Annotated in this window: 12 protein-coding genes; 9 read left to right on the plus strand and 3 right to left on the minus strand. The window is 47.3% G+C overall.

Translation table 11 applies throughout. The annotated features are described in order from the left end of the window. The 3 genes from IS446_RS05450 to IS446_RS05460 form a co-directional block, all read right to left on the minus strand. On the minus strand, positions 1-686 hold a 686-nt coding region (locus IS446_RS05450), incomplete at its 3' end, for a phage integrase SAM-like domain and Arm DNA-binding domain-containing protein (protein WP_203059002.1). 150 nt (positions 687-836) lie between these two features. Then, positions 837-1,985, minus strand: coding sequence for an alginate export family protein (locus IS446_RS05455; protein WP_203059003.1), 1,149 nt, complete (start codon positions 1,983-1,985; stop codon positions 837-839). A 6-nt stretch (positions 1,986-1,991) separates the two neighbouring features. Beyond that, positions 1,992-2,210, minus strand: a complete 219-nt coding sequence (locus IS446_RS05460; RefSeq protein WP_203059004.1) for a hypothetical protein — start codon at positions 2,208-2,210, stop codon at positions 1,992-1,994. A 309-nt stretch (positions 2,211-2,519) separates the two neighbouring features. On the opposite strand from IS446_RS05460, the gene IS446_RS05465 reads away from it, so the two are divergent. The 9 genes from IS446_RS05465 (at position 2,520) to IS446_RS05505 (ending at position 13,115) form a co-directional block, all read left to right on the plus strand. Then, the gene (locus IS446_RS05465) at positions 2,520-2,858 is read left to right on the plus strand and encodes a hypothetical protein (protein WP_203059005.1); all 339 of its coding nucleotides are present in this window, start codon (positions 2,520-2,522) and stop codon (positions 2,856-2,858) included. A gap of 60 nt (positions 2,859-2,918) precedes the next feature. Next, positions 2,919-4,130, plus strand: a complete 1,212-nt coding sequence (locus tag IS446_RS05470; protein ID WP_203059006.1) for a retropepsin-like aspartic protease — start codon at positions 2,919-2,921, stop codon at positions 4,128-4,130. 195 nt (positions 4,131-4,325) lie between these two features. Continuing rightward, complete coding sequence (locus tag IS446_RS05475) at positions 4,326-4,475, plus strand: PspC domain-containing protein (protein ID WP_203059007.1); 150 nt, start codon at positions 4,326-4,328, stop codon at positions 4,473-4,475. A 322-nt stretch (positions 4,476-4,797) separates the two neighbouring features. Next, positions 4,798-6,942, plus strand: coding sequence for a M3 family metallopeptidase (locus IS446_RS05480; RefSeq protein ID WP_203059008.1), 2,145 nt, complete (start codon positions 4,798-4,800; stop codon positions 6,940-6,942). Between the two features lie 205 nt (positions 6,943-7,147). Further along, positions 7,148-8,164 carry a hypothetical protein gene (locus IS446_RS05485; RefSeq protein WP_203059009.1) on the plus strand — a complete coding sequence of 339 codons (1,017 nt, stop codon included), beginning with the start codon at positions 7,148-7,150 and terminating at the stop codon, positions 8,162-8,164. A 121-nt stretch (positions 8,165-8,285) separates the two neighbouring features. Further along, entirely contained in the window at positions 8,286-9,038 is a 753-nt protein-coding gene (locus IS446_RS05490) for a class I SAM-dependent methyltransferase (protein WP_203059010.1), read from the plus strand. 307 nt (positions 9,039-9,345) lie between these two features. After that, complete coding sequence (locus IS446_RS05495; protein ID WP_203059011.1) at positions 9,346-12,060, plus strand: phosphoenolpyruvate carboxylase; 2,715 nt, start codon at positions 9,346-9,348, stop codon at positions 12,058-12,060. Positions 12,061-12,233: 173 nt separating this feature from the next. Then, positions 12,234-12,560, plus strand: coding sequence for a DUF3784 domain-containing protein (locus IS446_RS05500; protein WP_203059012.1), 327 nt, complete (start codon positions 12,234-12,236; stop codon positions 12,558-12,560). A 66-nt stretch (positions 12,561-12,626) separates the two neighbouring features. Then, positions 12,627-13,115 (plus strand): DinB family protein, encoded by a 489-nt coding sequence (locus tag IS446_RS05505; RefSeq protein WP_203059013.1) that lies wholly within the window; start codon positions 12,627-12,629, stop codon positions 13,113-13,115. Positions 13,116-13,125: the final 10 nt, after the last annotated feature.

Here is a 13,125-nt window from a genome sequence, read left to right on the forward strand (position 1 = left end):
AGTTCTTTACGGGTTAAGAACTCCCTTTCCTTTTGTTGAAGCCTCACCTTAAAGTTGTAAAAGGGATCCTGGTCGATCCAACCGTTGGCATAGCATATCCTTACGATCTTCTTGAAATACGCCAGGTATTTCATGGCCGAGTTATGTGCAAGATCCTTTTCAGTTTTTAAGAAGTAGATAAAGGCATTGATGAAAGTCAATTCGACACGCTTTACACTCATGTCTTCCAGGTTGTATTCCGCTTTGATGAATTCGGTAAGATGGCTTTTCGTGGTCTTGTAGCGCTGAAGGGTGCGAAAGGAAAAGTCTTTGCCCACCAATTGCTCCATCTTTTGATTGTGGGTTTCGAATACCTCAAGAATGTTATGTCGGCTTTCCTCCAGGCCTACAAGCCTGTTTCTGATCCTGATCGCGCTAATCTCTTCTTCCTGGTCCAGTAGTTCCTGATAGGCCCGGAAAACGTGTTTTCTGAGGATGTCCAAATGATGGTTGACGCGCTTTGCCTCTGCTGAATGTCCCATCACCTTATTGGCTTTTGCATTCCACTTACCGAGCGGAACACTTAAGAAGGTGCTCGCTTCGGCGCGTTTTCCACTATACGTAATGCGTAAATAGACCGTAGCCTTAGTAGCATTTTTATTCCTGCTTTTTCTGATGTAGAACAATATGGATAGAAGATCCTGCATTTTGTGCGCCCGAATTACACTTAAATATAGCTGAAAACTACGTTATAAAAAAGTGGGAGTGCCTAGGTTTTACAGGGGTTGAGCGCATTCGGGCGCACTTTTTTGGCGCCGGAGACCAGTGCCACCGAATTGCACCCTTTTAGGTTGAATTTAATTGATATCAATTGGAGGTAAGAAAAAGAAAAACCCCGTAAACACTGGTGTTTTACGGGGTTTTTGATGTGAATTGAATTCTTGAAAGTACTCGAGGAAGAAATCTTCGGCGAGTGACCGTTTATTCACCCCGGTAACTACGGTTGGGATACCATCCTCAGAAAACTCTACCCGCGCCGCCTGTCCGAACTGCACCGGACTTTTTAACTCCATAGCTCTGACATGGGCATAACGCAGGGTAAAGGCATCTTTTTCGGTAGGCTTGGCCCGCGCTGTAAACGCATACGCTTCTACGTTCGAATTGATAAACACCATGGATGATTTAGACCCTGTGGTCCAGGAATTGGGATTCCCTTCCCAATACAAGGGGTCAAAACGCTCTTGCTTGGTCGTATTCGGATCGTCACCGGAGAACCCGTGATAAGAGACCATGACCATGGGCTTCCAGGGATGCCCGGTAATATCATACCCTATTTGTATACGGCCTCCCCAGGCATTCATATCGATCCTGCTATTCCACTCGTATGCCCAATCCAACGCGGTAAAAAGGTTGGGCAGGCTTTTTAAGGGGTAACTCTTCCCATAAAAACTTTTAGCTTGGAGTCCGTCCCTGGCTCCAGGCGTGATCACCGGTGCCCCCTCTCCCCCGGGGCCTGCCTGGGGATAGGGTGCTTCAGAATTCAAGACATTAATATAGGTAAGCCCCACAAAGGTGCTGGCCGACTTCCACAGATTCACATCAATACCGGCCAGTTCGTTACTGGTATTATTCGAGGGTAATTCGTTAGGATTGATCCAGAATCCGCGGGCATTAAAATCATTCTTCTTGTAATGCCCTATGGCCGACCATTCCCAGGCCTTACGCGGCCCGAACTTCAAGGCCCCACGTTCAAATCCGCTGATCCCCCCGTTGGCAATGAACATCCCCGTTCCCAGTTTTAATTCCCGGGCCCCTACCGATACATCCAACGATGAATTATTATCCAGATCAAACCAATACCCCACATGAGCTTCTTCTAAAGTCACCCTACCGGTATTACGGGCCGCAAAGGCATCGGTACCCAGGGTGGAAGAAGCTACGGCCGATAAGCGTCCGTAAAACTTCGACTTACCGGACGAAAGGGAGAATCCAATGCCCGGCTTCACATAACTTTAGAACCATTGGGTATCAGAATCGTAATCGAAATCGGGTACATCGGCCAGGTTCCAGAATAAATTGGTTTCGGCCACGGCATTACCCCCAAGTTGCAGGTAACCCTGGATCTTGAAATTATCGGAACTGTGAAGGGTCAGGAAATTATCTTCCTGGGAAAATATACCAACAGAAGTCAGTAAACCCAGGAATAAAAACAATACGCCTTTATAATTCATTGTATCAGGTTTTAGTTTAGGTTCGCCGTATTGGCGATCATAAAATTCGTTTTGGTCAGGTTATTAAGAATAAAAAGGGCGCAAATCGTGCAACGCAGGTAGTAATCGGAGATCTGGAATGGAGAAGATGTAAAGTGCGGTATGCCCGAATACCATAGAGGATTACTAATACGTATCTTTACCTCCTTATCACCAAATTACATGGTAATAATGACTAAATTTAGTGAAAATTACTACATGATTTTTATAATCTTTTGAAAAACAGTGGCTTAAATAATAAAAACACTTTTCGAAATACAACACTCTCTTATGCATCGAAACGCTATCTACCACTTGCTATCTCCGCTGCCAACCGGGAGAAAGGTGATATTAAGGTTAGCGGGCCCTGTAAAAGGATGGAACGCTTCCCTGGTTCGGGTTGGTATTTACCTGCCTTTTATGGCCATGGCATTCGATTATAGTGAAAACCTGCTTATTGCCCGAATGATCACCGATCCTGATCATGCTTCTACGGGTTTGATAAAGGCAGCAAGTGTATTTACACTCCTCAAGGGCATATCAACCTCTGCAAGCTGGTGGTTCATAGCTATGCTGGGAGGGTCCAGGCTGAAAAGCCACTTCAGCAAAAAGCCTGTTAAGGCTGTTTGAGGTCAAGATCAAGAGTACCCGAAAAATCTTATAGATTTGCCTAAGTAAAACTTGAATAAGATGAATCCTTCCTCTGCTGCTTACACCAAAGTAAAAACAATGGCTATCATTCTAATGGCCGGGTCGTTAATGATGCTAACAGGGTGTGGGGTGCCCTGGACCAAAGCCGTGCAATACGGACAGGTCGATCAGGAAAGATTCGCGGAATCAGTGCAAATAACCACCCAACGGGATCTTATCTTTATCCCGGTGAGCATACAGGGTAAAACCTACCGCTTTCTCTTTGACACAGGAGCTCCCCTGAGTATTTCTGAAGAATTGCAAAGTACCTATGGATTTAAAGAGGTAAGCAAGGGAAATATCGTTGACAGTGACGATAATAAAAAGTCGGTAAGCTGGGTAAAGGTAGATGCGATGAGCATTGGGAATGTCACCTTTACGGGGCACGCTGCCTTTGTAGGTGATTTTAGGGAGAATCCGGTATTGAAATGCCTGGACGTCGACGGGATCATCGGTGGGAATCTCATCCGGCAGTGTAACTGGACCATAGACAGGGAAAACAAGAGCGTACACCTCTACTCCTTTCATGATACGCCCCAAAGGGCGGGCTCCACAACAGTTCCCTTTATCACCGACAGCCAATACAATATGTTCATCCCCTTACCGGTGGGTAATGCCACCATTAATAACGTCTTGGTTGATTATGGATCGAATGGTTCGCTGTCGCTGCAACCCAAAATATTTAACACCCTGAAAGAAAGGAATATCATTACTACCACCTTTTCGGAAAGAGGCTTTAACCAAAGTGGGATCGTTGGCCATGCGGTGCCCCTTAACCGGGAGATCACCTGGTCTGATTCGGTTCGGTTAGGAACCTTAACGAACAAGGAAGTGATGGTACGTACAGGTCCGACCACCTCCATTGGGAATGGTATCCTATCGCGATATAAAGTGCACATCGACTGGAACCAACACCAACTGCACCTTGAACCCCGAGTTGAAGGACCATCACCGCAAAAACCTGCGGGGTTCCGTTTGGGGTATAATGAACAACAAGGCATCCATGTACAGGCGGTCACCGAACATTCTGATGCCTATAACAAGGGAGTACGCCCCTGGCAAAAGGTGCTGAAGATCGATGATATACCCCTTGAAACTGAAGCCGATTTTTGTCGCTATGTGATCCATAAGGCCGGAGCAACCATCTACCTGGAGTGGATCGACGATAGAGGCGAAAAGCAGCGCGCGACCCTGAAACGTATGGAGGATTAGGCTGTAGGTTGTGAGCGGTAAGCCGTAAGCTAAAATAATTCCTACCCCCATTCCCTTCTCCCTACTCCCTACTCCCTACTCCCTACTCCCTACTCCCTACTCCCTACTCCCCACTCCCCACTAACTACTCCCTACTAACTCCCCAAATTCCCCATAAATTTCCTAACTTGAACATCCAACTAAAAACCAACAACTATGATCTTAGGAGTTTCTCAATGGCTCAGCACCAAACTCGGCTGGGATGTATCCATTATTCGCGTGGCCTTTGTCGTTTCGGTCTTATTCTTCGGATTCGGAATCGGACTGTACCTGATCCTTTGGATCGTAAAGCTTTTATCTAAATAACAGCCACTACCCTTTCCGGAGCCTTTCCCCCCCCCTTTCGAGGTAATTATTGCTAAGTTCACAGCGATCGATCCCCCTATGGCGCTAACCATTGGGGCTCAACCTGTGGCAGATATCCGCGCACCACTTAGTTACCGTGCTGATCTTCAACACCATTCCCTACCCCACACTAGCAGGATCACCTTATCGTATGTGACGACACCGGGGGGAGTCCGCTAGCAATACAGGTAGTAATCCCCTTACTTATCCCTTTTAATTTCTTAAATTAGACCTCGAAAATACAACCGGGTTCAGGCTGCCTGAGTCCACTAAATTCTACATCATGACACGACGTCTCCAAAAATTATCATTAATCCTGTTAGGCCTTGTGGTAAGCACTACCAGCTGCAAGCAACAGGAAGAAGCAGCCCCTGTGGCAGACAACATATTATTAAAAGAATGGACCGGCCCTTATGGCGGTGTTCCGGCATTCGATCAGGTCACCCTGGAAGCGGTAAAACCGGGAATGCTAGAAGCCATAGATCTGGCCCTGGCCGACTATGAGGCTATTGCCAATAACCCCGAGGAACCGACCTTCGAAAATACCCTCGAAGCCATGGAGCGCGCCGGGGAGGAGTTAAACCGAGCCTCATCCTACTACGGGATCCTGAGCAGCAATATGTCGTCTCCGGAATTCCGTAAGATACAGGCCGAACTGGCGCCTGTATTCTCAGAATACCAGTCAAAGATCACCCAGAACGAAAAACTGTTCGGACGCATCAAAGCCGTTTATGAGGCCTCTCAGGAAAATCCGCTTCCCGCAGAACAACAAAGGGTAGCCGAACTCACCTACCTGCAGTTTGCTATGAACGGGGCCGAGCTTGACGCTGAAAAGAAAGAGCGCTATGCCGCGATAAACAAAGAACTCTCCTCGCTTTACACCAAATTCGCCAATAACGTATTGCACGATGAAGAGAACTACGTGACCTTCCTTACCGAAGATCAGTTGGGCGGATTGCCTGAAGACTTTGTAAAGGCTGCTGCCAGAACCGCTGCCGACAAAGGACAGGAAGGTAAATATGCCATTACCAATACCCGCTCGTCTATGGATCCCTTCCTCACCTTCTCTACCGAAAGAGCACTGAGAGAGCAGGTATGGAGAAATTATTATTCCCGTGGAGATAACGGAGATGAGTACGACAATAATAAGATCATTGCCGAGATCCTGAAACTGCGTAAAGAGCGTGTTGGCCTGTTAGGGTATGACAACTATGCTCAATGGCGTTTACAGGACCGTATGGCTAAAACTCCTGAGAATGCCCTCGGACTTATGGAGGCCGTTTGGCCTGCAGCCATTGCCAGAGTAGCCGAGGAAGTAGAAGATATGCAAGCCATTGCCGATGCCGAAGGAGCCGATATCACTATTGCTCCATGGGACTACCGCTTCTATGCCGAAAAGGTAAGAAAGGCTAAATACGACCTTAATTCTGACGAGGTAAAACAATACCTGCAGCTCGACAAGCTTACCGAAGCCATGCACTATGTTGCCGGACGTTTATTTAATTACGATTTCACTCCGGTACCAGAAGGCAGTGTTCCTGTATTCCACGAAGATGTTAAGGTTTGGGACGTTACCGATAAGACCTCCGGGGAGCATATCGGACTCTGGTACCTGGATCCGTATGCAAGACAAGGAAAACGTTCCGGAGCATGGGCTACCATGTACAGAAGTCACAGCACTTTTGACGGGAAAGAGACCGTCCTGGCCTCAAACAATTCGAACTTCGTAAAACCGGCACCGGGTGAAGCCCTGTTGGTTTCATGGGACGATGCCACGACCTTCTTCCATGAATTTGGTCACGCCCTGCACTTTTTCTCTTCGAATGTAAAATACCCTTCACTCAATAGCGGAGTAAGAGATTATACCGAATTCCAGTCGCAACTCCTGGAACGCTGGTTGTCTACCGACGAGGTGATCAACACCTACCTCGTTCACCAGGAAACCGGGGAGCCTATGCCGGCGACCTTGGTGGAAAAGATCAAGAATGCAGCGACCTTTAACCAGGGATTTGCCACTACAGAATACCTGGCCTCTGCCCTGATGGATATGAAACTCCACCTTGCCGATCCTGAGAATATTGATGTTAAGGCCTTCGAGAAAGAAACCCTGGCAGCTATGAACATGCCTGAGGAATTACCTATGCGTCACCGTACGCCGCACTTCTCTCACGTATTCTCGGGAGAAGGCTATGCTACTGCCTACTACGGATATATGTGGGCAGACGTACTCACCTCAGACGCTTCTGAAGCTTTTGCTGAAGCTCCGGGCGGATTCTACGATGAGGCCTTAGCCGAAAAGCTCGTAAAATACCTGTTCGCGCCACGAAACGCTATCGACCCTGCAGAAGCCTATCGCATGTTTAGAGGCAGAGATGCCAAGATCGATGCGCTCATGAGAGATCGCGGATTCCCGGTACCGGCAGAATAAGGATCCTTACATCACATACAGATCGGATCACTTACCTGGCCGATCCCCATACAAAAGCACCTCTGCAGAGGTGCTTTTCTTTTTAGACTACCTTCTGCGCTTGAGGGGGCGTTCTGAAAAATTTACCTCCCCATTTACCGGGAAGTTTCTGTAACAATCTGCCTGTAGCAAAGACCTATATGCCAAACCACCAACACCACCGCGTATGAAGAAGGTGCTTTCTCCTGTTGTACCCCTGGCTTTTTTTGTCATAGTGTTCCTGCTTGTTGTATTGCTGGTCTTCATCACCCGTACTTCAGCCTTCCAAACCAACCCTCAAATACTTTCTTACGGGATCACTTTCGATCTGATCGTTACCGTGCCTTTACTCTATTGGGCTATGATCAGAAAGACTAACATTCCGCAGATCACGGTGGTTCCGGTGCTGATCCTATGCTCCCTTGTGGGCTCCAACATTCTTCCTTCGGAACACCAGGGGGTTCTGTCCCTTTTCAAAACCTGGGGATTACCGGTTGCCGAACTAGGCTTTCTTACCTACATAGGCCTGAAGATCAAAAAGGCCGTGGATGTATTTAAAGAAGAAAGTGTGCATTCTTTCGACTTTTACAACACCCTTAAAACTACTTGTACTAAAATGCTACCTTCCGCGGTGGTCATGCCGGTGGCTACAGAGATCGCCGTATTTTACTATGGCTTCCTGAACTGGAAGTCAAGGCCCCTTACAAAAAATGAATTTAGTTACCACCGGGATAGTGGTACACCAACGATCCTGGCAGGCATCATCATGCTCGTTGCTGTAGAAACCGTAACCCTGCATCATTTGCTGGCTTCGTGGAGCATCATTGCTGCCAACATCCTTACCGGACTCAGTATCTATTCCGGACTTCAGCTTTTCGGATTTATGAGGGCCATGTCCAAGCGCCCCATAAGTTTGGAAAAAGACACCCTGTATCTTAGGTATAGTATTATGGCCGAAGCGGTGATCCCCATGGAAGCGATCGACCGGGTGGAACTAACCTCCCGGGATATCGACACCGCTAACGGTACCCGCAAACTCTCTCCCCTGGGAACCCTGGAACCCCATAATGTGATCCTGCATTTTAAAGAGGACCAAACCGTGAGCACACTCTACGGTATGCGCAGGAGGTGCAAGCGCCTGGCCCTATGCGTCGATGCGCCGGAAGCCTTCAGGGAATGCATTGCGCTGCATGGCAAACCCTGATCACACAGGGATCCGTTTACCTTTTTGCTAAACTGCTCAACGAAAAAGTTGGCGGACTCTCGCGGGTATGACCTAATTTCAGGTCCGCCACCCATACGGCCTGCTTTTAAATTTCAATCCAATGACCGAGTTTGAGTATATCATCGACCTGCACAGAAATTCAGAAAGACAGGGCCCCGGAAGCGAAGCAGACACCCTGAAAGCCTTAAGTTTTGTAACCCCTCCCAAAGACCGCCCCATGGTGATAGCCGATATTGGGTGCGGTTCCGGTGGTCAAACGCTGACATTGGCGAAACATACCGATGGGATCATAAAAGCGGTAGACCTTTTTCCTGAATTTCTGGAAGAATTAGATGAAAAAGTCAAAGCAGAAGGCCTGGAAAATCGCATAAAAACGGTTCAGGCGTCGATGACCACGATGCCCTTTGCGAAAGAAGAGTTCGATCTGATCTGGTCTGAAGGGGCTATTTATAACATCGGCTTTGAAAAAGGGATTCGACAGTGGCATAAATTACTGAAACCGGGAGGCTTCCTGGCCGTGAGTGAGATCACCTGGATCACCGAAAACCGCCCTAAGGCCATAGATGATTTCTGGAACACAGAGTACCCGGAAATAAGCAGGGCTTCAAAAAAGATCAAACAACTGGAAGATAACGGATATACCCTGGCAGGATACTTCTACCTCCCACCCGAAAGCTGGAATGATTCCTACTACGCACCGATGGAAGCGCGGTTTGATGACTACCTTGAGCGCAACGATCACGCTGAGGCAGCCCGAGAGGTCGTAGATGAAAACCGCAGGGAGATCGCGCTGTATAATGAGTTTAAAGACTTTTATAGTTACGGCTTCTATATCGCTCGTAAAGACGGGTAGACTACAACGTTTTCGTTTGATTATGAGGTAATAATGCCGTTTTTAGGCTCCAATTATTAGTCTATTAATGCGGTGTACTATTCGCTTTTTTGTAATTTTAATCCCAGAAACCGGTATCCTGAGCCGGCTTCCTTTTAGGTGTAAATACGCCTTTCCGGCATAAGATCAAATTCGCTATGCTTAGAGCTGAAACCTTGCGGAAAGAAATAACGTACCAGCCCTTTCTTACACAACCTAATATATATGAAAGTGTTTTCACCATAAAACAATTCAGGAATGCGTATAACTATTCAATAATCCAATCGTAATGACAAAAGAATCACTTCAATACGAAGGCCTTGAAAAGATCAAAGACGATTTCCAGTACCTGGTGTCTTCTTTCAAGGAAATGTTGGAGTCTATTGGTGAGGGCGACCTTGCTAAGAGGCTACCTTTTGATGATGGAGCAACTGCTGCAAACCAAAGCTATTCGAATGAAAAGCTCACCCAGGCCATAGGAATCTGTTTTGAGCTACTAAATCTTGCGGAAGAGAATGCCGCTACCCAGTACCGCCGTAAGGCCGAGACCCAATTCGGGATCGAGTCTACCAGGGGATCCTGGGGAGAAACCCTCCACCAATGGAAACAGGAAGGGAAAGATGAGAAGGCTATCGCCGCTAAATTCAGAGAGATCAATGTTGTACCTGTATTGACGGCTCACCCAACAGAAGCCAAGAGACTTACCGTTCTCGATATACACAGGGAGCTCTACCTGATGTTGGTGAAACGTGAAAATCCGAACTGGTCTACTGCCGAGCAACAATCGCTCAAGCAAGAGATGATCACCCTTATGGAGCGCTGGTGGCGTACCGGGGAGATCTACCTGCAAAAGCCACGTCTGGAAGACGAGCGCAACAACCTGATGCACTACTTCAGAAATGCATTCCCTGAGGCCGTACGTCTCACCGATAAACGATTAAAAGATGCCTGGACCACTATGGGATTTGCTCCCGAACTTATGGAGTGGCCGGAGCAATTCCCAAAAATACAATTCGGAAGCTGGGTTGGTGGTGACCGTGATGGTCACCCATTCGTAACCCCTGAGTTCACAGCTTCTACCCTTAGATTACACCGCTCTACCGCCCTGGAAATGGTACGTTCCGAACTCGTGAAGCTCGCTCAAAAACTGAGCTTCTCCTGTTACCAGGTTACCATTCCTGAGGATTTCTTAAATGAGCTGAAAGCGAAAGCAGAACTTTTCGGTGAAAACGGACAAAAAGCGCTGGACCGTAACCCTTCGGAGCCACTGAGACAATTCGTGAACCTCCTTCTCGTGAGAATGGACCGCACCATTGCAGACGATACTTCCCTTGGTGAAGATGGTTATTTTAAAAGTGCTGCCGTGCTTTCGGCAGAGCTTAAGCGCCTTCGTGAGCTCATGATCACGCTTAATGCAGGGCGTGTAGCCAAACAATGGCTCTTCCCTATCGAGCGTATGCTTATCTCTTTCGGGTTTCACCTTACCAAACTGGACATCCGCCAGAACAGTGCCTACCACGAAAAGGCTGTAAGCCAGATCCTGGCCGCTTCGGGAGCAGAAAATTCCGATTACGCCAGCTGGAGTGAAGAAGAAAGACTCTACTTCCTGAATAATGAGCTAAGAAGTAACCGTCCGTTCCTCGTAGCAGGAACTTCTTGCGGACTCGAAGCTGATAATGTGCTTGGGTATTTAAGCGAGGTTAAAAAATTCGTAGACCTCTATGGAACCGATGGTATTGGTACAGTGATCGTAAGTATGACCCGTAGCCTGAGTGACCTTCTGGTGGTATTCCTCTTCATGAGAGAGGTTGGCCTTCTCGATGCAAATCTTCCGGTAGCTCCGCTCCTGGAGACCATCGACGACCTGAATGCCGGACCGGAGATCCTTACAGAATTCCTCAAGCACCCGGTAGTTCAAAAACAACGTGAAGCCAAACCTAATTTCATCCAGGAGGTGATGCTGGGATATAGTGACAGTAACAAGGATGGTGGTATTCTCACCAGCCGTTGGAACATCTATAAGGCTGAAGAAAACCTTACCAAAACAGCAGCCAAACTGGGCGTTAAGCTGTGCTTCTTCCACGGTCGTGGTGGTACGATTAGCCGTGGTGGTGGTAAGATCCACCGCTTCCTCGATGGTATGCCACCGGGATCTATGAGCGGCGATGTGAAAATGACCGTTCAGGGGGAGACCATTGCCAATATGTTCGCCAACAAGCTAACGGCAACCTATAACCTGGAAATGTTCGTAGCAGGTACTGCAAGACAGGCCATGATCGAACCTGAACAAGAGAAAGATGAACACCTTTATGAAATGATGGATGAAGTAGTAGAGATGTCTCGTAAGACCTATAGAAAACTACTGGATCACCCGAATTTCATCGACTTCTATACCCAGGCTACCCCTATCGATGTACTGGAGCAAAGTAAGATCGGATCGCGTCCGGCAAGACGTACCGGACAAAGATCCCTTGACGACCTGCGTTCCATTCCATGGGTATTCAGCTGGAACCAATCTCGATTTAATATCAGTGGTTGGTTTGGAGTAGGTACGGGATTGAACGAATTCAAGAAACACCACCCAGAAGACTTCAAAAAGTTCAAAACCCTAGCTAAAGACTGGCCATTCCTGAAATACAGCCTGATCCAGATCGAATCGAATCTCTTGAATTCCGATCCGGATATCATGAAGAAATTCGCCGGGCTGGTCGATAAGAAGGATGTGAGCAAAGAACTTATGGAGCTCATCCTTCCCGATTTCGAAACCTGTATGGAAAATATTGAAGCCATCATGGGAGCCAGTGCCGAAAAACGTAGGGTCTCTAAAATGGAAGACAGCAAATTGCGTAACGACGCGCTTGATACACTCCATGAGATCCAGATCGACTACCTTACACAATGGCGTAAGATGCGAGAAGAAAAACCAAAAGAAAGCGAACCGATCCTGCTCAACCTGTTATTGCTGGTGAATGCGCTTTCCGGCGGATTAAAAGGTACCGGTTGATGCTATAGAACTTCCTTTCTAAGGAATTTTGATATCGTAAACCTGCAGCAGACTTTATACCTAAAGTTTACTGCAGGTTTTTTTATTCCCACCCCGAAAGGTATCCTTCCTGTTGAACACCAACGTATAAGACCAGAATTGGAAATACTGATCTTTTTGAATACCTTAGAAAGATGGAAACACTATTATTCGTCGCTCTGCTCTACATCGTACTTGGCGTATTGGTCAAATACGGAAAGTTTTACAACCTCATTGCAGGCTACAACACCATGCCTGAAACCCAAAAGAAACGTTACGATATCGATGGTATTGCTTCCGTATTCCGTAATGCCATGTTTGGCATGGCGCTGATCATTGTTTTGGGGTACCTCCTTGGTCTGTGGTTGGACAACAGTCAGATGACTCTTTATGCGCTTTTTATCGCTTCGGCCATAGGCATACCCTACCTACTGGTACGATCGAACGCCGCACGCTACCGTAAAACTGAAGACGACAACTAATATCCCTAAAGATCCCACCAACATAGATCTCCAACATTGACTACCTAAAAGATCATCGCAGCAGTAATGGCAGCAACTTTACACAACGAAGAAAGTAAATACCTTGCGCAACAGCTCGGGGAAGTCCTTCTCCATGGCACTTGGGTGGCCAATACCAATTTCAAGGAAGTGATCAAGGACCTTTCTTTAGATGAGGCCCTTTATAAGCCGAATACCAACAACAGCATCGCCCTGCTTGTGTTCCATATCAACTATTATATGCAGGGGGTATTGGAAGTTTTCCGGGGCGGCCCATTAAACATTCATGACAAGTACAGTTTCGATATGCCGCCGTTGCGCTCTGAAGCCGATTGGCAGCACCTGAAAAATTCATTTCTCAAAAATTCAGAAACCTTTATCGCAACAGTTAGGGCAACGATTGAAGCTCAATGGCAACAAACATTCGTCAAGGCTGAGTACGGAACGTATCGTCGTAATATCGACGGATTCATTGCCCATAGCTACTACCACCTCGGACAAGCAGTGCTGATCAAAAAGATGGTAAGAAACTCCTAAATTAAGGGAT

It is taken from the genome of Robertkochia sediminum (assembly GCF_016786255.1).
Classification (GTDB): Bacteria; Bacteroidota; Bacteroidia; order Flavobacteriales; family Flavobacteriaceae; genus Robertkochia; species Robertkochia sediminum.